15 protein-coding genes are annotated in these 19,593 nt (G+C 75.2%); 11 read left to right on the top strand and 4 right to left on the bottom strand.

Going from position 1 to position 19,593, the window contains the following annotated elements:
* Positions 1–295: 295 nt before the first annotated feature.
* From AB0F71_RS38125 to AB0F71_RS38090, 8 genes are all read left to right on the top strand, one after another.
* Complete coding sequence (locus AB0F71_RS38125) at positions 296–1,705, top strand: histidine kinase (RefSeq protein WP_360245309.1); 1,410 nt, start codon at positions 296–298, stop codon at positions 1,703–1,705.
* Positions 1,657–2,322 (top strand): response regulator transcription factor, encoded by a 666-nt coding sequence (locus AB0F71_RS38120; protein WP_360245306.1) that lies wholly within the window; start codon positions 1,657–1,659, stop codon positions 2,320–2,322. Before AB0F71_RS38125 ends, AB0F71_RS38120 begins: the two co-directional genes overlap by 49 nt.
* A 197-nt stretch (positions 2,323–2,519) precedes the next feature.
* Complete coding sequence (locus AB0F71_RS38115; protein ID WP_360245303.1) at positions 2,520–4,100, top strand: DUF2637 domain-containing protein; 1,581 nt, start codon at positions 2,520–2,522, stop codon at positions 4,098–4,100.
* 170 nt (positions 4,101–4,270) lie between these two features.
* Entirely contained in the window at positions 4,271–5,527 is a 1,257-nt protein-coding gene (locus AB0F71_RS38110) for an aldolase/citrate lyase family protein (RefSeq protein WP_360245318.1), read from the top strand.
* A gap of 159 nt (positions 5,528–5,686) precedes the next feature.
* The gene (locus AB0F71_RS38105; protein WP_360245300.1) at positions 5,687–6,343 is read left to right on the top strand and encodes a YigZ family protein; all 657 of its coding nucleotides are present in this window, start codon (positions 5,687–5,689) and stop codon (positions 6,341–6,343) included.
* 371 nt (positions 6,344–6,714) lie between these two features.
* On the top strand, positions 6,715–8,487 hold the full coding sequence (locus tag AB0F71_RS38100) for a hypothetical protein (protein WP_360245297.1): 1,773 nt from the start codon (positions 6,715–6,717) through the stop codon (positions 8,485–8,487).
* Between the two features lie 113 nt (positions 8,488–8,600).
* Positions 8,601–10,388 carry a restriction endonuclease gene (locus tag AB0F71_RS38095; protein ID WP_360245294.1) on the top strand — a complete coding sequence of 596 codons (1,788 nt, stop codon included), beginning with the start codon at positions 8,601–8,603 and terminating at the stop codon, positions 10,386–10,388.
* Positions 10,389–10,804: 416 nt separating this feature from the next.
* The gene (locus AB0F71_RS38090) at positions 10,805–11,533 is read left to right on the top strand and encodes a ZIP family metal transporter (protein ID WP_360245315.1); all 729 of its coding nucleotides are present in this window, start codon (positions 10,805–10,807) and stop codon (positions 11,531–11,533) included.
* Between the two features lie 91 nt (positions 11,534–11,624).
* Here the strand turns inward: AB0F71_RS38090 and AB0F71_RS38085 are convergent, their stop codons facing one another.
* Positions 11,625–12,530 (bottom strand): LysR family transcriptional regulator, encoded by a 906-nt coding sequence (locus tag AB0F71_RS38085; RefSeq protein ID WP_360245291.1) that lies wholly within the window; start codon positions 12,528–12,530, stop codon positions 11,625–11,627.
* 181 nt (positions 12,531–12,711) lie between these two features.
* On the opposite strand from AB0F71_RS38085, the gene AB0F71_RS38080 reads away from it, so the two are divergent.
* Positions 12,712–13,653, top strand: coding sequence for an EamA family transporter (locus tag AB0F71_RS38080; RefSeq protein ID WP_360245288.1), 942 nt, complete (start codon positions 12,712–12,714; stop codon positions 13,651–13,653).
* Here AB0F71_RS38080 and AB0F71_RS38075 read toward each other — a convergent pair.
* On the bottom strand, positions 13,544–14,107 hold the full coding sequence (locus AB0F71_RS38075; protein ID WP_360245285.1) for a MarR family transcriptional regulator: 564 nt from the start codon (positions 14,105–14,107) through the stop codon (positions 13,544–13,546). The genes AB0F71_RS38080 and AB0F71_RS38075 overlap by 110 nt on opposite strands.
* Positions 14,108–14,275: 168 nt before the next feature.
* Here AB0F71_RS38075 and AB0F71_RS38070 point away from each other — a divergent pair, with 168 nt between their 5' ends.
* On the top strand, positions 14,276–14,632 hold the full coding sequence (locus tag AB0F71_RS38070; RefSeq protein ID WP_360245282.1) for a DUF2218 domain-containing protein: 357 nt from the start codon (positions 14,276–14,278) through the stop codon (positions 14,630–14,632).
* Between the two features lie 30 nt (positions 14,633–14,662).
* Here AB0F71_RS38070 and AB0F71_RS38065 read toward each other — a convergent pair whose 3' ends face one another.
* The gene (locus AB0F71_RS38065; protein ID WP_360245279.1) at positions 14,663–15,304 is read right to left on the bottom strand and encodes a phosphatase PAP2 family protein; all 642 of its coding nucleotides are present in this window, start codon (positions 15,302–15,304) and stop codon (positions 14,663–14,665) included.
* 533 nt (positions 15,305–15,837) lie between these two features.
* Positions 15,838–17,178 (bottom strand): 4-aminobutyrate--2-oxoglutarate transaminase, encoded by a 1,341-nt coding sequence (gene gabT / locus AB0F71_RS38060; RefSeq protein ID WP_360245276.1) that lies wholly within the window; start codon positions 17,176–17,178, stop codon positions 15,838–15,840.
* A 241-nt stretch (positions 17,179–17,419) separates the two neighbouring features.
* Here gabT and AB0F71_RS38055 point away from each other — a divergent pair, with 241 nt between their 5' ends.
* Entirely contained in the window at positions 17,420–19,513 is a 2,094-nt protein-coding gene (locus AB0F71_RS38055) for an ATP-binding protein (RefSeq protein WP_360245273.1), read from the top strand.
* Positions 19,514–19,593: the final 80 nt, after the last annotated feature.

Genomic DNA, 19,593 nt, shown 5'->3' with positions numbered 1-19,593 from the left:
GATGGTACTGCAGGGGGGACCCTGTGGGAGAGTAGGACGCCGCCGAACAATCATTCAGAGAAGGCCCACCCGGGTTACCGGGTGGGCCTTTTCGCATTTCCGGGCCACTCCTCATCTGACCAACCTGACCAGCTGACCAACGGGCCAAAGGACCATCGGCCCGGCCGGGTGTTGCTCCTACCACCACCAGGTGGTCCTAGGTCTACCCCGGAATTGGGGTGCCATGGCCAGTGCCCGGAGCGGGTCGTTCGTGAACACTGATGAAGGACGATCGGTACCGGCATCAGGAGTTTGCGTGACCACAGACACTCGTACGAGCGGCACGTCCGTCCGCGCGCAGACCCAGGTGGCCTTCCAGGCCGGCGGCCAGGGGCTGGCCCGGCTGGCTCAGGTGGTGCTGGGTGCCGTGCCGGGGTTCCTGCTGCCGGTGGGGGCGGCCGTCGTCGCGGGGGTGGTGACGGCGCAGGTCCTGGAGTACTACTACCCGGCGGCCCTGATGGCCTTCGCGGCTGCGGCGGTCGCCGGCTTCTCGGTGGCGGCCGCCTGCATCCGTCCGACGGCCGACCGGACCCGGCGGATGCTGGAGCGCTGGTACGGCATCCGGTTGCCGGCGGTCTACCAGCCTTTGCCGAAGATGGAGTTGGACGACCGGGGGCACTGGTGGACGGGTTACTCGTACCACCGCTCGCAGACAGTCGCGAAGTACGCGCAGCTGGTCCACTGGGGCCTTCGGGACCGCACCACCCGGGCCGAGATGCTCTGGCTGGTCGTGAACCCCGCCCTGGCCGTGCTGCTGGGCGGCGCGGTGGTCCTCCTGCTGGCGCTGGGGACGGCGTTCGCGCTGGGCAGCGCGGTGCCGGTGGACGGCTTCGGCCCGTTGAGCCCGCGGCTGACGCGGGTCGCGCTGAGCCTGCTGATCGGGGTCGGCATGGTCCTGCTCGGCATACTCCTCGCCCCGTACGCGGTGCGCGGGTACGGGGAGGCGGCCCGCCGGGTGCTGGACCAGGACGGCCGGGCGACGCACGCCCAGCTGACCAGGCGGGTGGCCGAGTTGACCGAGACCCGGGCCGACGCGGCGGGCAGCCAGGCGGCCGAGCTGCGGCGGATCGAGCGGGACCTCCACGACGGCGCGCAGGCGCGGCTGGTCGCGATCGGGATGACGCTGGGCACCATCGAGCACCTGATGGAGACCGACCAGGCGGCCGCGCGGGAACTCCTCTCCGAAGCGCGGCAGTCCTCGGCCCGGGCGCTGCAGGAGCTGCGCGACCTGGTCCGCGGCATCCATCCGCCGGTGCTCGCCGAGCGCGGACTCGGCGACGCCGTCCGGGCCCTGGCGCTGGACAGCGCGCTGCCGACCGAGGTGTTCGTGAGCCTGCCGGACCGGCTGCCGGCTCCGGTCGAGGCGGCGGTCTACTTCAGCGTCAGCGAGCTGCTGGCCAACGCGGCCAAGCACTCGGAGGCCGAGCAGGTGTGGGTGGACATCCTCTACCGGGCCGGAATCCTCCGGGTCACGGTGACGGACGACGGTGTGGGCGTGGCGGACCCGTCGCGGGGTACGGGCCTGCGCGGGATCGAGCGCCGATTGGGTACCTTCGACGGTGTCCTCGCCATCGACAGCACGTCCGGCGGTCCCACCACCATCACCTTGGAGTTGCCGTGCGAGTTGTCCTCGCCGAGGACCTCTACCTCCTTCGCGAAGGCCTGATCCGTCTGCTGGAAGCGCACGGCTTCACCATCGCGGCGGCCGTGGAGACCGGCCCCGAGCTGCTGGAGGCGCTGCTGACCCACCGCCCGGACGTGGCGGTGGTGGACGTGCGGCTGCCCCCGACGCTCACCGACGAGGGTCTCCAGGCCGCGCTCAAGGCACGCCAGGAGATCCGGGGCCTGCCGGTGCTGGTGCTCTCCCAGCACGTCCAGCAGCTGTACGCGCGGGAGTTGCTGGCCGACGGCACGGGCGGGGTGGGCTACCTGTTGAAGGACCGGGTGTTCAACGCGGGGCAGTTCATCGACGCGGTCCGCCGAGTGGCGGCGGGCGGTACGGCGATGGACCCGGACGTGATCGCCAAGCTGATGCAGACCACCTCGCGCCGGCCGGGCCCGCTGCTCGGGCTGTCCCCGCGCGAGCGCGAGGTGCTGGAGCTGATGGCCGAGGGCTGCTCCAACTCGGCGATCGCCGCCCGGCTCTCGGTGAGCGACGGAGCGGTGGCCAAGCACATCGCCAACATCTTCAGCAAGCTCGGGCTCGCCCCCGACGAGGATGCCAACCGCCGGGTGATGGCCGTCCTGGCGTACCTCAACGGCACGGCGGGGCAGAGTCGCTGACGGCCCGACTGGTGCCACGGCCCCGGGCACGGTGGGTACTGTGACACCCCAGGCTGCGGAAACGCTGAAACACCCGTACGAGTAAACTCCGGTGGGCCGAGCCCGGACGCTGTTCAGCCGTCCGGCGGCCCGACTGGCGGGAACCGGCAGCCGATGCGCGTACGGCAGCAGCCGACATCCAGGGGTTGATAGACGTAATGGCACGCCCAACGCTCACCAAGGCCCATCGCGGGCTGCTCGGCCTGGTCGCGGCCGGGGCCTGCATCATCTCGGGCATCGGGTTCGCGGGCTCGTACAACGCGGTGCGCGAGCTGGCCGTGGAGAAGGGCTTCGGTGCCTTCTCCTACGCCTTCCCGATCGGTGTGGACGCGGGCATCGTGGTGCTCCTCGCCCTCGACCTGGTGCTGACCTGGCTGCGGATCCCCTTCCCGATGCTGCGGCAGACCGCCTGGCTGCTGACCGTCGCCACCATCGCCTTCAACGCGGCGGCCTCCTGGGGCGACCCGCTCGGCATGGGGATGCACGCCGTCATCCCGGTGCTGTTCGTCGTCGTGGTCGAGGCCTCCCGGCACGCGGTCGGCCGGATCGCGGCGATCACCGCGGACCGGCACATGGAGTCGGTCCGGGTGATGCGCTGGATACTCTCCCCGGTGCCGACCTTCCGGCTCTGGCGGCGGATGAAGCTCTGGGAGCTCCGCTCCTACGAGGAGGTCATCCGGCTGGAGCAGAACCGGCTGGTCTACCGGGCACAGCTGCGCTTCCGCTACGGCCGCGGCTGGCGCCGCTCGGCGCCGATCCAGGCGCTGCTGCCGCTCAAGCTCGCCAAGTTCGGTGTCCCGCTGGACCCGTCGCTGCTCGACCGGCTGGACGAGGAGGGCCGCGAGCGCGAGGCCAAGGAGGCCCTGGCGGAGCAGCCGTCCCAGGATCTCGGCGCCCAGCCCCAGCAGGCCCGGGCCGCCGCGGCCATCGCGGCTCCGGCCCCGGCCCCCGCCGGAGCCCAGCAGCACCAGGCAGCACCGGCCGCACCGTCGGCCGCAGCGGCACCGCCGACCCAGCCTCAGTCCCAGCCGCAGCCGCAGACCCAGCCGCAGTCCCAGTCCGAGGCCCCCGCAGCCGCGGCCCCGATCGCGCCGGAGGTCGCCGCACCGATGCTGGCGAGGCTGCACGCCGTCCGGCTGCGTGCGGCCCAGGAGCCGGAGACGGAGGAGGCCGTCGCCCCGCAGCCGCGCGGCGAGGAACTGAACGTCTGGACCGAGCGCCCGGTCCGCACCACCGGCCACTCGGTCGACGCCGCCCCGGGCGGGCGGGTGCCCGGCCAGGCCTCGCCGTGGTTCAAGCCCCCGCGCCCGGTCGCCGAGGAGCCCGCCGCCGGGCCCCGGCCGCAGGCCCAGCACCCGGGCTCCGCTCAGGCCCAGCACCCGGTCGCCGCCCAGCCCCAGGCCGAGCCGACCGTCGAGCCGCAGCACCGTCAGCCGGCCGCCCAGGCCGAGCACCAGGCCCGGCCCGAGCAGACCGCGCCCGCCGAGGAGCCCGCTCAAGGCGTCCCCACCGAATCCGACCCGGCCCCCGTGCAACTGGACGAGGACATCGCCTACGACGGCCTTGTCTCCTACATCGACAGCTACGGTCACCAGCCCGACCCGCCGCGCCTCGCCGCCTGGCTGACCACCGAGTACGGGGTCACCGGCAAGGGGCCGGACGGTGCGGTCCACCCCAAGGAGGTCGCCGACCTCTACCCGCTGCTGCGCGACCGCTACCTGGCCGCCGGGAGGGACTGACCCCGCGCCGCACCCGCGCCGCCCCCGCACCGACACCCCGGGTCCACCGCTCGGTCGGCCATTGACGCCCGACCCGGCCGGAGCTACCTTCGCCTCAACAAACTGTTGAAGCGCTGGTTCGGCATGGAGGAGTGCGGATGTCGCAGGTCGAGGTCGACGGAACCGGACCGATGGGCGGGGCCTCCTTCTCCGCCGCCGCCCGCGCCGCCGTGGAGGCACTGCTCGCCCCCGTGGACGCCGACCTGGCGCGCCGCTACCCGGGCGAGGCCGGCACCCGGCAGCCGGTGCACACCGTCTACGTCCCGGCCGACGCCTTCCGCGCCGACACCGTACGGGAGTGGGGCCGCCAGGCCCTGGAGGCCTTCGACACCCACGCGGGCACCCCCGCCGAGCTCGCCCGCGCCCTCGGCGTCGCCGACGGCGAGCTGCTGGCCGACGTGCACGCCCGGGTCCGCGCCAAGCTGGAGCGCGAGCCGGTCGAGGACCTGCGGATCGACTTCGAGGACGGCTACGGGCCCCGCCCCGACGCCGAGGAGGACGCCGCCGCCGTCCGGGCCGCCGAACTGGTCGCCGCCGCCGTGGCCGAGGGCAGCGCGCCGCCCTACGTCGGCATCCGGATCAAGTGCATGGAGGCGCCCGTCCGGGCCCGCGGCATCCGCACCCTGGAACTCTTCCTCGCCACCCTGCTGGCGAACGGCGGCCTGCCCGACGGCCTCGTCCTCACCCTGCCCAAGGTGACCTACGCCGAGCAGGTCACCGCGCTGGTCCGGCTGCTGGAGGACTTCGAGCGCCGGGCCGGGCTGGCCGCCGGCCGGATCGGCTTCGAGATCCAGATCGAGACCACCCAGGCGATCCTCGGCCCGGACGGCCGGGCCACCGTGGCCCGGATGATCGAGGCCGCCGAGGGCCGCGCCACCGGACTGCACTACGGCACCTTCGACTACAGCGCCTCCTGCGGCGTCAGCGCGGCCTACCAGAGCATGGACCACCCGGTCGCCGACCACGCCAAGGCGGTCATGCAGGTGGCCGCGGCCGGTACCGGCGTCCGGCTCTCCGACGGCTCGACCAACGTGATCCCCACCGGCTCCACCGAGCAGGTGCACGCCGCCTGGAAGCTCCACCACGACCTGGTCCGGCGCTCGCTCGCCCGCGCCTACTACCAGGGCTGGGACATGCACCCGGCGCACCTGCCGACCCGCTACGTCGCGGTGTACTCCTTCTACCGCGAGGGCCTGGCGGCCGCCGCCGCCCGGCTCGCCGCGTACGTCGCCAAGGCGGGCGGCGACGTGATGGACGAGCCGGCCACGGCCCGGGCGCTCAGCGGCTACCTGCTGCGCGGCCTGGACTGCGGCGCCGTCGACCCGGCCGAGGTCACCGCGCTGACCGGCCTGGACCGCGCGCAACTGGACGCCCTGGCCGGCCGCTGACCCCCAGCACCAGCCGGCAGCATCCCAGTCCGCAGCACCCAGCCCCCGGCGCCGGGCCCCTCCGCCCCCGGCCGTGCGCCAACTAGGCTGGCGGTGCCGCCCCGGACCTCCGGAGCGCGCACCGCCAGCCGTCGCCGTTCCGGGGAGAACCACCGCGCCATGTCCGCCACGCCGGAACCGACCGCCAGGCCGTACCTCACCATCCGGCGGGCCGGCAGCCACGAGACCGAGATCAAGAAGTCCCGCTTCATCTGCCACCTCGCCCGGGTCTGCGACGAGGACGAGGCGCAGGCCTTCATCGCCGGCGTCCGCAAGCAGTACTGGGACGCCCGGCACAACTGCACCGCCTTCGTGGTCGGCGACGAGCAGCGCCGCGAGCGCTCCAGCGACGACGGCGAGCCCGGCGGCACGGCCGGGGTGCCGATGCTGGAGGTGCTGCGCCGCCGCGGCCTGACCGACACCGTCGCCGTGGTGACCAGGTACTTCGGCGGGATCAAGCTCGGCGCGGGAGGCCTGGTGCGGGCCTACGGGAACGCGGTGTCGGCGGCGGTCGACGAGGTCGGCCTGCTGGAGCGGCGCCCGGTCGCCCTGCTCGCGGTGACGGCGGACCACGTGCGCGCCGGGCGGGTGGAGAACGACCTGCGGGCCGCCGGGTACGCGGTGAGCGACCTCGCCTACGAGGCGGCCGGGGTGCGGATCGAGGTGGGTGTGCCGGAGCCTGAGGTGGCCGGGTTCCACACCTGGCTGGCCGAGGCGACCGGCGGCACCGCGGTCGCCGTGCCGGCCGGGCGCACCTACGTCGAGGTACCGGTCTGAGCCGCGCGCTCCGCCCGCCCCGCGGCGTGCCGGGGGATCGGTTTCCGGACGCACCTCCGGACGCACCTCCGGCCGGGGCCCCGGGGCCCGGGGCCCGAACCCGTGGTAGTGATCGCCCACCACCCCGCGCCGCCGCTCCGACCAGTGGCCGGACCGGTGCGCGGGCCCGCCGGAGGCGTCGCTCCCCGTAGCCGAGTGCTCGCGCCACGCGGAAGACGGCTTGAGCAGATTCACCCGAACGTAGTGTCGTGGCCCGGAGTTGGAACTTCCGCTCCGGGCCGTGGCGTTTCCTGGGCAAGGTTCCGGCCGAACCGGATGAAAACCGTCGATGGAGGACAACAGACCCCACCCCGCACCACGGAGGTATGCGCATGACCTCAGACCGCTCGCCGTCGCCCGCCGGTGCCGACCTACCCGGCCCGCGCGGCCCCGCGACGCCCTACCGGATGACCGTCACCACCGCCCTCCCGCACGCCGAGGCCGTCGCGCTGGCCGATGCCCAGCTCGCCTCCTGGTTGAAGCAGGAGGGCTGCGAGGAGCCCCCGCCCGCCCCCGGCACCACCCTCGGCGCACCCCCAGCCGCCGAACGCCTGCGCCTGGGCGAGCGCGTCCTGCTGGACCGTGACCAGGGACCGCTGCGCGGCGGCCCCGGCGCCGGCCGCTACGACCGCCGCCGCCTGCGCACTCCGGCCCCGCACGGCACCCGGCAGCTCACCCTCACCGTGGCCACCGACACCGGCGGCCCCACCTGGGTCCGGCTGGAGGCCGAGACCCACAGCACCGGCAGCGGTGTGCGCACCCCCTGCCGGGTGCCGGTGCCCGAGCTCGCCCGCACCCTCCTCCCGCTGCTCGACGCCGCCGACGGCCCGGCCGCCGTCCACTCCGCCCCCCGGGTGATCACGGCGGACGAGGTCGACGACCTGATCGACGAGCTGTGCGACCCGGAGCGCCGACTGCCCACGGTGGTCGCCAGCGTGCCGGTGAACCTCCCGGTCGAGCACTGGGTCGAGGAGGTGGTCCGCCCGCTCTGCCGCCAGCTTCCCGGCCTCGCCACCGCCTACGTGCTGGATCCGGGCGCCCGCACCGGGTTCAACGTCGCGCTGGAGTACCACACCGTGTACGGCGGCGCCGTGCGCACCTATCTGCCCGAGGTGGACCCGGCCTCCCGGCAGGACGGCGCCCGACATCCGGTGCTCGCCCGGGGCCGAATAGAACAGGACCTCCGCCGCGCCGCCGGGCTGCTCGCCCGCGAGCCCCGCCGCCTGGCCGCCGAACAGCCGCTCCCGCCGCCGCTGGCCGCCGTCCCGGTGCTGCGCGTCCCGCCCCCGCAGCTGCGCCCGGCCGCCGGACCCCCCGTCGGACCCCCCGCCGAACCGGCGGCGCTCGCCCGCGAGGAGCAGCAGGACCGCGCCGAGCAGCAGGCCAGGGCCGACGAGCTGGAGCGGGTCCGGCACACCCTCCGCCTGGAGCGTCGCGACCGCGCCCAGTCCAGGGACGGCCACGAGGGCCGCCTGCGCACCGGCGCCCGGAGCGCCCTGAGCGGGCGTCACTGCACCGGGCCCGCCGCTGTCCTGTCCGGCGCCGCGCCCACCACCTCGGGCACCGGCCCGGCCACCGTCGGCCGGCCGGCCGCCCAGCGCGGCGGGTGGCCGGGCAAGCCCGAGACCTTCACCGAACTCCTCGCCAGGCTGGGCGAGTTCTCCCTGCTCACCTTCACCGGCGACCAGAAGAACGCGCTCGCCCTGGACGGCCTCCAGTGCGCCGGTGCCGGCTGGGCCCGGCTCGCCTGGGACGGCCTGACGGCCCTGCAGGAGTACGCCGAGGCGGCCGTGCGCGGCGCGGCCGGCGGGGACTTCAAGCAGTGGTGCGAGCACACCCCGGACGGCTGCCACCGCTTCCCGCCCCGCAAGGCCGTGCGCGGGGAGTCCCGGACGGTGTTCAGCCACACCAAGTGGAAGCGCGAACGGATGCTGCCGGTGCCGGAATGCGTCGACGCCTCCCGGCGCGCGTTCATGGGCGCGCACCTGCGGATCGGCGGCGGTCGCACCGCACCCCGGCTGCACTACCTGGACGACTGCTCCGGCAGTGGCCGGATCTACGTGGGTTACATCGGCCTGCACCTCACCAACACCCGGACCAACTGACGGGCTCGGCTGACCGCTGCGCCCGTTCGGTGGACAATGTCCGGCAGGGGCGGGGCTGCGGTTGGTCCGCCGCCCGGGGCAGGCGCCGGACGAGCATGGGGGAACGACGACCGATGCAGTACTCAGCAGACGGCCAGTCCGACGGCATCGCCACCGTCCAGTTCCCCCAACCGGGCTTCCTCGCCTCGGTGTTCCGCGACCTCGGCGCCGACGAGGGCCCGGAAGCGGACGGTGCCGCAGGCCCCCCGGCCCCCGGCCGCCCCGGTCCGGGGGCGGCCAGCGGCGGCCCGTCCGCTCCGGAACGCGTCGGCCCCGACCTCGCCGACCCCGACCTCGCCGACCCCGACACCACCGATCCGGCCTCCGCAGGCCCCGGCCCGTCCGGCCCGTCCGGCTCGTCCCGCCCCGACCCCGGCTCCTCCGGCCCGGGCGCCACCGACCCCGACGAGGCCGTCGCAGCGCACGCCCGGGCCGCCGCGCTCACCCACCACCGCACGCTCACCGTCCGGGCCGAGCACGACCGGCTGGCCGACCTGCTGCGGCGGGCCGCCCTGCCCGTCTCGGCGATGGACTTCGAGAGCCAGCTGCGCCACTACGAGCCCCGCCCCTACCCGACCGACGGCCCGGCCGTGGTCGAAGGCGCCGAGCCCCGCTGGGAGGACTTCGCCCCCGCCGAACCGGCCGCCGCCGACCCCGAGAGCGGCCCGTCCCGGCGACTGCTGGACTCCGGCTACCAGCGCGAACTCGCCCAGGCCCGGCTGACCCACCAGCGCGCCCTGCGGGAGTGGCGCACCCGCCGGGCCGAGGCGGGCAACCCGGCCGCCGACGAGTCCCGGCGCGCCCACGAGGCGGCCGAGGAGGCCCGGGCCCGCGCCGTGCGCGAGTACAACGACAGCCTGGAGGAGTGCCGGCGCGCCTACCGGCTGGCCGAGCCCGCCGCCGTGGAGTCGCTGCTGGAACGGGCCCTGGCCGCCGCCGAGACCGCCACCCAGGACCTCCCCGCCGCCTGCCGGGCGGTCTTCCGCCCGCTCACCCGCACCGCCGTACTGGACCTCGACCTGCCCCCGCTCGACCTGGTGCCCTCGCTCACCGGCTACCGGCTCGCCCCCGACGGCGACATCCTCCCGGTGCCGCGCCCGCCCGCGGACCGGGCCACCGACTACCTGCGGCTGGTCGCCCGGCTCGCACTGCGCTCGCTGCAGGCCGCCGACGCCGTGGACACCGACGAGATACTCGCCGGCGTGGTCCTCAACGGCTGGCTGCGCGAGCCCGGTGCCGAGCCGCTCTGCCTGGTCAGCGTGGACGCCGACCGCGACGCCCTGGCCCGCACGCGGCTGCTGCCGCCGGAGACCCCGTACGAGGAACGCGACGACGAGGGCGTCTACGCCGACGCCGAACAGGACGAGGCGCTGGTCCGGCTGCGCCAGCTCGGCGCCGCCGTCACCCCGGACCCGTACGCCCGGGCGGCCGTCCAGCCCGCCGCCCGGGCCGGCGCCGCCGTCCCGGCCGCGCCCGACCTGTCCGCCAACGAGTTCGCCCAGCTGGTGCGCGACCTGCTCACCCGGGGCGGGCTCGCCGAGTGGAGCGTGCGGCTGCGCGGACCGGCCGGGCTGGTCGCCACCGGCGAGGGCGCCCCGGGCAGTGCGCTGCCCGGCCGCTGGGTGGTCTGGGCCTCCCGGGACCCGGCTGCCGTCACCGCGGAGCAGATCGAGACCCTGGCCGAGGCGGTCCGCGAGGAGTCCGCCGAACGCGGCCTGCGGCTGACCACCGGCCACTTCGCCGAGGCGGCCCTGGACCTCTCGGCCGAGGAGGGCCACCGGCACATCCACCTGATCGACGGCGACGGCGTCCGCGAACTCGCCCGCACCCACCTCGGCCTGCCGCTCGCCGCCGGCCGCTGACCCCCCTGCCCGGACCGGCTCCGACCAGGGAGGTCACCCCGACGGCCCACCCGGCGGGCGTCCCTCCGTACCCGGAACAAGGCTGAGGGGACCGGGCCGATGCGACCGCGGCCGAGGACCGGCCGGGTCGGCGGCACCCCGGGCGATCACCGCGGAACGGGCGTCCGGTACGGTCGGCGGTCGGCCCGGCCACGGGCGGACCCCAGGGGGAGAGGAATGGGCAGAGCGCTCGTCAGACCACACGGCGGCACCGGTCATCCGGCGGGGGCGGCCCACCCGACCGGACCCGCGGGCCGGCCCGACCCGACCGCCCGGACCGCCCGGACCGACCAGACCGACCCGATCGCCCAGACCGACCCGATCGGGCCGGAGGCAGCCCGGTGACCGCCGTCCTGGTCGCCGCCGGGGCGTTCCTGATGACCCTGATCGGCGGCTTCGTCGCCCAGCGCACCGGCGACCGCCGTCACCTGGTGCTCGGCTTCGCCGCCGGACTGATGCTCGGCGTGGTCGCCTTCGACCTGCTGCCCGAGGCCCTCCACCAGGCGCCGGGCGAGGTGCACGGCGTGCCCCAGGCACTGCTGATGTTCGCCGTCGGCTTCCTCACCATCCACGTGGTCGAGCGCGCCGTCGCCATCCACCGCGGCCACGAGGGCGAGTACGCCGAGCACACCCACGGCCACCAGCACGGCCACGCCCACCGCAACGGGCACCAGGGCGTCGGCCTGACCGCCGCACTGGCCCTGGTCGGGCACAGCGTGATGGACGGCTTCGCGATCGGCGCCGCCTTCCAGGCCGGCACCACGGTCGGCACGGTGGTGGCCATCGCGGTGGTCGCGCACGACTTCGCCGACGGGTTCAACACGTACACGATCACCCGCTTGTACGGGAACAACCGCCGCCGGGCGCTGACCCTGCTCGCGGCCGACGCACTGGCCCCGGTCTCCGGTGCCGCGATCACCCTGGCCTTCACCATCCCGGAGCACCTGCTCGGCCTCTACCTGGGCTTCTTCTCCGGCTTCCTGCTCTACCTCGCGACCTCGGACATCCTCCCCGAGGCGCACAGCCCGCACCCCTCGCGCAGCACCCTGCTGTGCACGGTGGCCGGGGTCGGCTTCATGTGGCTGGTCATCGGCTTCGCCACCTAGGAGCCCGCCCCGGGCACCCCGGCCTCGCCTCGCCCCGTCAGCCCCGCCCGGCCCGGCCCGCCCGGACCCGGCCCGGCCCGCGGGACGCGCCTCAGCCCGGCAGGGCGCCCCAGCCGTCCCGCATCGCCGCCAGCGCCTCGGTGATGGCCGGCCGCCGGGAGGCCTGGCTGCGCCAGAGCGCGAACACCCGCCGGCTCGGCTGCGAGGCGACCGGGCGGGCCGCCACCCCGGCCGGCAGCGGGCCCCGGCCGAGCCGGGGCACCACGGCCATCCCCAGCCCCGCCGCGACCAGCGCGATCTGGGTCTCGAAGTCGCCGACCTGGTACTGCACGTCCGGCTCCTCCCCGGCCTCGCGCAGGGTGCGGACCAGCCAGTCGTGGCAGATGTTGCCCGGTGGCACGCTGATCCAGCGCTGCCCGCACAGCCGCTCCACCGGCACCGCGTCCAGCCCGGCCAGCTCGTCCCCGGCGGGCAGCACCAGGTCCACCGGGTCCGTCCCGAGGTCCAGCCGGGAGAGCCCCTCCTGCACCGGCAGCGGCACGGTCGGCCAGTCCTGCACCAGCGCCAGGTCCACCTCCCCGCGCGCCACCAGCTCCGCCGCCGGGTACGGGTCGCTCTCCAGCAGCCGTACGTCCAACTCCGGGCAGCGCCGGCGCAGTTCGGCCAGCACCCCGGGCATCAGCCCGCGCGCCCCGGTCGCGAAGGCGGCCACCAGCAGCCGTCCCACCGCCCGGCCGCGCTGCTCCTCCAGCCGCACCTCGGCCTGTTCCACCAGCCCCAGGACGGTCCGCGCGGTGGCGGCCAGCTCCCGTGCCGCGTCGGTCAGCACCACGCCCCGGCCCTGCCGCTCCAGCAGCACCGTCCGGGTCTCCCGCTCCAGCTTGGCGATCTGCTGGGAGACCGCCGAGGGTGTGAAGCCGAGCGCGGCCGCCGCCCCGCCGACCGAGCCGTGCACCGACACCGCGTGCAGCGCCCGCAGGCGCCCCAGATCCATCATGCAGTGATCCTAAAGAATCCTGTTCAGTATTCATCGCTGGTGCTAAACCTTCCCGCGCCACCATGCTCGACCCATGACCGCGACACCCGCCGCACCACCGGCCGCGACCCCCGGCGCTTCGGCCGGCTCAATCCCCGCCGCGTCAGCCGGCTCAATCCCCGCCGCGTCGGCCGCCGGGAGCATGCGCCCCCGTCACATCGCCCTGGCCGTCCTGGTGGCCGCCGTGTGGGGCCTCAACTTCGTCCTCATCCACATCGGCCTGGACCGTTTCCCGCCACTGCTCTTCTGCGCCCTGCGGTTCGCCGTGGTCGCGGTGCCCGCGATCTTCTTCGTCGGCCCGCCCAGGGTGGCCTGGCGCTGGGTGCTGGCGGTCGGCGTGGTGCTCGGGGTGGTCAAGTTCGGGCTGCTCTTCCTCGGCATGCACGCCGGGATGCCGGCCGGCCTCTCCTCCCTGGTGCTCCAGGGGCAGGCGGGGTTCACCGCGCTGTTCGCCGCCGCCCTGCTGCGCGAGCGCGCCGGCCGGCGGCGGCTGCTCGGCCTGGGCCTGGCCTTCGCGGGCATCGCCCTGAGCGCCGCCGACCAGGGCCTCGGCGGCCCGTTCGGGGCCTTCGTCCTGGTCGTGCTGGCCGCCGTCGCCTGGGGCCTGTCCAACGTGCTGACCCGCCGGGCCGCGCCGCCGGACGCGCTGCGCTGGATGGTCTGGGTCAGCGCCGTGCCGCCGCTGCCGCTGCTGGCCCTGTCCCTGCTGGTGGAGGGCCCGGACGCGGACCTGCGGGCGCTGCGCGGGGTGACCCCGGCCGGGCTCGGCGTGATCGGCTACGTCGGGCTGGTCTCCACCCTGTTCGGCTTCGTCGCCTGGAGCTACCTGCTGCGCAGCTACGACGCCACCGCGGTCGCGCCCTACTCGCTGCTGGTGCCGGTGTTCGGGATGTCCTCGGCCTGGCTGCTGCTCGGCGAGCGGGTCACCCCGACGGCCGCCGCGGCCGCCCTGCTGGTGATCGCCGGGATCGGGATCACCGCGCTGCGCCCGGGGGCGATGTCCGCGGTGGCGGCCCGGCTTCGAGGAAGCGTGCCTCGGCGGCCCGCAGGACTCGCAGCAGCACCTCCTCGTCCTCGGGGCTGACCTCGCCGAAGTAGTCCTGGGCGACCTCGTCCCGGACCTGGAGGATCCGCTCCACCGCCACACGCCCCTCCTCGGTCAGCAGGATCCGGACCGCCCGGCGGTCGGCCGGGTCGGGGCGGCGCTCGACCAGTCCGGCCTCCTCCAGCGCGTCGACCACCGTGGTGGCCGAGCGCGGGGCGATGTGCAGCTTGTCGGCGAGGTCGCTCAGCCGCATCGCCCGGTCCGGTGTCTCGCAGCCGGGCACATGGGCGAGCGTGCGCAGTGCCCGGGCCTGGCCGGGGGTGATGCCGTACGGCTCCAGCCGCCAGCCGGTCTGCCGGCGGATCCGCTTGATCGCCCTGGTCATCGCGTCCGCCAGTTCGGCGGGGACACCGGAGGTGCCGGAGGTGCCGGGGGCGCCGGGCCGGGGGCCGGGGGAGGGGTCCGCCGGATCGTCGGTCGGCGTGGTGGTCATCGGCGGTCTCCTCGGCTGGGGTCGGCCCAAGCGTATCGGCCGGTCCCGGGCGGGCGGCCGACCGTGGAACGCGCTCGGAGAAATATCTTGAGCTTAGCTCAGCATCTACGTTACGGTGCTTCCGAGTGAGGGGACCCTAAGTTTCCCCTTCCCGATCTTGGAGTGCCCGTGCCCGTTTCCACCGCCCGCGTCGCCACCGACCGCCCCGCCCGCTACGCCAAGCAGCTCGCCGCCCACATGAGCAAGCGGATCGAGACCTCCTTCTCCCCGGAGACCGGTCACGGCACCCTGGTCTTCAAGGCCGGCACCGCCACCATGGAGGCCCAGCCGGACGCCCTGCTGCTCACCGTCGAGGGCGAGCGCCAGGACCTGGCCGGCCTGGAGGACGTCGTCGGCCGCCACCTCGTCCGCTTCGGCGCCCGCGACGAACTCGTCGTCGAGTGGCACCGCGACAACGGCGAGGCCGGTCTCGTCCACCGCAACGACGCCGAGGACGCCCCCGAGCAGGGCACCCCCGAGGCCTGACGCCCCCGGGAGCCCGCAGGCCCGACGCCCTCAGGCGTCCGGCCTCGGCAACCGGCGGTCGAGCGCCCACAGCACCAGGACGGCCAGGCACCAGCTGGCCAGCACGTCCAGCAGCCAGTGGAAGTCGCTCCACACCAGCCCCGCGCCCACGCCGAGCGCCAGCACCACCGCCCCCGCGGTCAGCCCCCGGGCCGTCCGCCGCCCCGCCGCCCGGGCCAGCAGCAGCGCCGCCACCCCGTACGAGAAGGTCGCCGTCGCGGTGTGCCCGGACGGGTACCAGCCCCACTGCCCCGGCAGCAGCGGGTCCCCGAGCGGGCCCGGCCGGGCGAACCCGGCCTTCGCCGGGACCACCAGCAGCGGGATCAGCACCGCCGTCAGCGCCGCCACCGGCAGCGGCAGCCACCAGCGCACCGCCCCCGCCCGACGCCACCACCAGGCGGCCAGCCCCCCGGCCGCCAGCAGCACCGGGACGGCGGGCACCCCGCCGCCCAGGTCCGACAGCAGGTGGCCCAGGCCGTTCAGCAGGGCGCTCGGATGATCGCGGTGGGACGTCCGGACGGCCGCGCGCACCCAGCGGTCCACCCCCAGCAGCGGCCCGTCCACCGCCACCTGCCAGGACACCACCAGCAGCACCACCGCCGCGACCACCGGCACCGCCACCGACCGGGCCACCCGGGCCACCCGGCCCGGAACGGCGGACAGCCGCCCCGGAGCAGGGGGGAGAGCTCCGGGGCGGCTCTGATGATCGCCGTTCCGTGCGCCCCGGGGGGTGTGGGGCGGACGGTCGGTCGATCGGCCTTCGGTGTGCGCCACCCCTCCCGGGGCGGACTGGTTGTCCTCGCGAGGCCCGCGCGGACCGGCCCCTTCGGGACGTCCCGCGGACGGCCCCGCCAACGGCTGGGGCTCGCTGTCCATCGGTGATGACACTACGTCAACCGCCCTTCCCGGCCGAGCGCCTTCAGCGATTCCGCACATCATCTTCACCCCGCCCCGGACGCCCCTCGGAACGCCCCCGGACGGTCCCCCCGATCATGCCCGACCACCCGGGCGGCGTGCGAAAACCGCCCGGAGGCTGCCCGGACGAGCGGCCGGGAACCGGACGGAAAACCGAACGGCCCGCGAGGACCAGAGGTCCCCACGGGCCGTTCAGCGCTGTCCGGACAACCCTCCGGCGGGGGGTCTCACGACCTGACGGGCGGCACCGCTCAGACGGCGGCGAACGCCGCCTCCAGGATGTCCAGGCCCTCGTTCAGCAGGTGCTCCGGCATGACCAGCGGCGGCAGGAAGCGCAGCACGTTGCCGTAGGTGCCGGCGGTCAGCACCACCAGGCCCTCGGCGTGGCAGGCCTTGGCGATGGCTGCGGTGACCTCCGCGTTCGCCTCCTTGGTGCCCGGCTTCACCAGCTCTACGGCGATCATCGCGCCGCGGCCGCGGACCTCGCCGATGATGTCGAACTTCTCCTGCATGGCCCGCAGACGGCCCAGCATGACCTCGCCGATGCGCTGCGCCTTGCCGACGAGGTCCTGCTCCTTCATGGTCTCGATCGAGCCCAGCGCGGCGGCACAGGCCACCGGGTTGCCGCCGTAGGTGCCGCCCAGGCCGCCCGCGTGCGCGGCGTCCATGATCTCGGCGCGACCCGTCACCGCGGCCAGCGGCAGACCGCCGGCGATGCCCTTGGCGGTGGTGATCAGGTCCGGGACGATGCCCTCGTCCTCGCACGCGAACCACTGGCCGGTGCGGCAGAAACCGGTCTGGATCTCGTCGGCGACGAACACGATGCCGTTCGCCTTCGCGAACTCCACGATCGCCGGCAGGAAGCCCTTGGCCGGCTCGATGAAGCCGCCCTCGCCCTGGATCGGCTCGATGATGATCGCGGCGACGTTCTCCGCGCCGATCTGCTTGTTGATCATGTCGATCGCCTGCGCGGCGGCCTCGGCGGCGCAGTTCTCCGCGCCCGTCAGCCAGCGGTACGGGTAGGCCACCGGCACCCGGTGGATCTCCGGGGCGAACGGACCGAAGCCCTGCTTGTACGGCATGTTCTTCGCCGTCAGGCCCATGGTCAGGTTGGTGCGGCCGTGGTAGCCGTGGTCGAACACCACGACGGCGGTGCGCTTGGTGTACGCGCGGGCGATCTTCACCGCGTTCTCGACCGCCTCGGCGCCCGAGTTGAACAGCGCCGTGCGCTTCTCGTGGTCACCCGGGGTCAGCTCGTTCAGCTGCTCGGCGACGGCCACGTAACCCTCGTACGGGGTCACCATGAAACAGGTGTGGGTGAAGGCGGCCAGCTGCTCGCTCGCCCGGGCCACCACGGCCTCGGCGCTGTTGCCGACGTTGGTCACGGCGATGCCGGAACCGAAGTCGATCAGCGAGTTGCCGTCCACGTCCTCCAGCACGCCGCCGTTGGCACGGGTGACGTACACCGGCAGGGTGGTGCCGACACCGGCCGCCACCGCACCCAGCTTGCGGGCCTGCAGCTCCTGCGACTTCGGACCCGGGATCGCGGTGACCAGGCGGCGCTCCTGCGGGAGCGGCGTTACGGCGCTCATGGGGTATCTCCAGACTTCTCGGCTCGGTGCTTCGCAGGCTACGGCCGCCCTCCCCGACCGGGCATGCGCCACTCGGTAGCACTGCGCCGTCCGACTTGTCCGGCACGGCCAGCCCGGGCGCCACGACTACCCGCAGGCCCCGCTCCACTACCCTGAGCGCGGGCGTGTCGCCGGTACGGCGGCATGGGTATGGCGGCACCGACGGCGGTCGGGCCGGGCGGGCGAGGGAGCGGGGCCGTACATGGCACAGGACGGGTCACACCACCAGGTCGACCACACCACCACCAGACCCCCGACCCCCGTCCCCCACCAACGCCCGGCCACCGCCCCGGGCGGCGCCTTCGACCTCGCCGCCTGGGCCACCGCCCCGCGCCCCGAGGCCGAACCCGGCGTCTACCGCCTCGGCTACCGCCGCATCGACCCGGAACGCGCGGAGGCCGCCCGCGTCCCCACCTGGCCGCTGCTGCTGCGGGCGGCGCTCAACGCGGTGGTGGGGTGGTTCGCGTACTTGTACGGCACTCAACTCTTCATGTACGTGCTCGTCTGGTTCGGTGGGCAGGCGGGCATCGGGCCGCTCGCCTCGCCCTCCGAGGCGGAGGCCATGTTCACACTGTTGGTGGCCAACGTCCTGGTGCTCGGCGTGGTGATCAAGGTCTTCGGCCGGATGGGCCGCTGGCCCGAGGTCTGGCGCCGCTACGTCGCCCCGCTGTTGTCGCGGACGGTGACGCACGCGGAGCCCGCCGAGGAGGACGGGGCGGTGGCGGCGGAGGCGGTCCGGGGGCGGGACCCGTGGGACGGGCTGCGGCGGGGCGGGGCGTTCGAGGCGGCGGCCCGGCTGGAGGCCGAGGCGGTCGGCGACGTCGACTACGTGCGGATCCAGCGCGCCTGGGAGTCCGCGCAGGCGGACCCGGCGTTCGTTCCCGTGTTCACTGAGCAGGTGGCCGCACGCGGCGCGGCGGCCTTCGCCCACCCGTCCGAGGCGCGCGAGCTGCCCGGCCGGGCGCGGCGGCACGACCTGCTGCTGGGCCAGGTCTGCCTCGGCGTGGCGCAGGACGTGCCGAAGAACCCGCTGAGCCACCGGGCGGCGGACTTCGCCCTGGACCCGGCGGTGCTGGGCACCTCGCTGCTGGCGGTCGGCCCGGCCGGGACGGGGAAGACGGCACGGCTGGCCCGGCCGGTGGCCGAGGCGCTGTGCCTGCAGGCGCTGGCCGGTACCGCGTGCGCGGTGGTGGTCGGGGCGGCGGAGGCCGACCTGGGCCCGGACTCCTGGTACGACGTGGTGATCGCGCCCGGTGACCCGGCCTCGGTGTACGGGCTGGACCTGTACGGCGCGGCGCGGGACCCGGACGAGGCCGCGGCCCGGCTGGCCGACGCCCTGCTGCCGGACGAGCTGACCGCCCGCGCGGAGAACGCCCGGGTGGCGCTGCAGCAGGTGGTGGGCCCGTTCCACGCCGCGTACCGCCGCTACCCGGGGGTCCGCGAGCTGCGGGCGCTGCTGGGCGGCGAGCCGGACGCGCTGGCGGCGCTGGTGAAGGCGCTCGGCACGGCGGGTCGGCTGGCCGCGTACGAGCGGGACCTGGAGTACCGGGAGCGCCAGCGGGACCGGGCGGACGACCCGGGGGCGCTGCTGGCGGACCGGCTGGGGCTGCTGGAGCGGCCCGCCTTCGAGGGGGCCTTCGCGACCGACGGGACGGGCCGGCCCCCGTTCGCGATGCGGGTGCTGGACCACCCGCTGCGGGTGCGGGTGAAGCTGCCCGAGCGCAGTCACCCGGAGGCGGCCCGGATGCTGTCCCGGCTGGTGGTGGGGCAGTTCGTCCAGGCGGCCGGTGCGCGGGAGGACCGTTCGCTGTTCGCCGGACTGGTGGTGGACGACGCCTCGGCGGCGCTGGACGCCGGCACCGTCCGCGGTCTGCAGGGGATGCGCGGTGCGAACGCGGGTGCGGTGCTGCTGCTGCGCACCCTGGTGGACCTGCCGGAGGCGCTGCGGGCGCCGCTGTTCGGCGCGGTGGGCTGCCGGGTGGCCTTCCCCGGGATCGCGCCCTGGGACGGGCGGCTGTTCTCGGAGGCCTGGGGGACGCACCTGGTGCAGGAGACCGCGGTGACCCACACCCCCGACACCTCCGGTGGGGTCGTGCGTCGGGCCGGGCGGCTCGGGCGGAAGGCGTTGTCGGGGACGACGGCGCAGACGGAGTCGGTGACGACGCGGGACGTGGAGCGGCTCAGGTGGTCGCCGTCGGATCTGGCGCACGCGCTGCCGGCCGGGCACGCGGTGGTGTCGTTGACGGCGGTGTCGGGGGAGCAGGTGCCGCCGTTGCTGGTGGACCTGCGCGGCTGAGCCGGGTCCGCGGCCGGGCCCGGGGAAGTCGCCTTCGAGGTGGATTCGGCAGTGCCGGTTGTCCGGGGCGTCCATAATGA

The sequence above is a fragment of the Kitasatospora sp. NPDC028055 genome (genome assembly GCF_040637885.1).
Lineage (GTDB): Bacteria > Actinomycetota > Actinomycetes > Streptomycetales > Streptomycetaceae > Kitasatospora.
This window is presented reverse-complemented; position numbering and strand designations above follow the sequence as displayed.

Excerpts from the sequence above, each read along its gene's own strand:
- AB0F71_RS38115 (WP_360245303.1), top strand. The coding sequence starts at position 2,520 with ATGGCACGCCCAACGCTCACCAAGGCCCATCGCGGGCTGCTCGGCCTG.
- AB0F71_RS38110 (WP_360245318.1), top strand. The coding sequence starts at position 4,271 with ATGGGCGGGGCCTCCTTCTCCGCCGCCGCCCGCGCCGCCGTGGAGGCA.
- AB0F71_RS38105 (WP_360245300.1), top strand. The coding sequence starts at position 5,687 with ATGTCCGCCACGCCGGAACCGACCGCCAGGCCGTACCTCACCATCCGG.
- AB0F71_RS38100 (WP_360245297.1), top strand. The coding sequence starts at position 6,715 with ATGACCTCAGACCGCTCGCCGTCGCCCGCCGGTGCCGACCTACCCGGC.
- AB0F71_RS38095 (WP_360245294.1), top strand. The coding sequence starts at position 8,601 with ATGCAGTACTCAGCAGACGGCCAGTCCGACGGCATCGCCACCGTCCAG.
- AB0F71_RS38090 (WP_360245315.1), top strand. The coding sequence starts at position 10,805 with ATGACCCTGATCGGCGGCTTCGTCGCCCAGCGCACCGGCGACCGCCGT.
- AB0F71_RS38085 (WP_360245291.1), bottom strand. The coding sequence starts at position 12,530 with ATGATGGATCTGGGGCGCCTGCGGGCGCTGCACGCGGTGTCGGTGCAC.
- AB0F71_RS38080 (WP_360245288.1), top strand. The coding sequence starts at position 12,712 with ATGCGCCCCCGTCACATCGCCCTGGCCGTCCTGGTGGCCGCCGTGTGG.
- AB0F71_RS38075 (WP_360245285.1), bottom strand. The coding sequence starts at position 14,107 with ATGACCACCACGCCGACCGACGATCCGGCGGACCCCTCCCCCGGCCCC.
- gabT (WP_360245276.1), bottom strand. The coding sequence starts at position 17,178 with ATGAGCGCCGTAACGCCGCTCCCGCAGGAGCGCCGCCTGGTCACCGCG.
- AB0F71_RS38055 (WP_360245273.1), top strand. The coding sequence starts at position 17,420 with ATGGCACAGGACGGGTCACACCACCAGGTCGACCACACCACCACCAGA.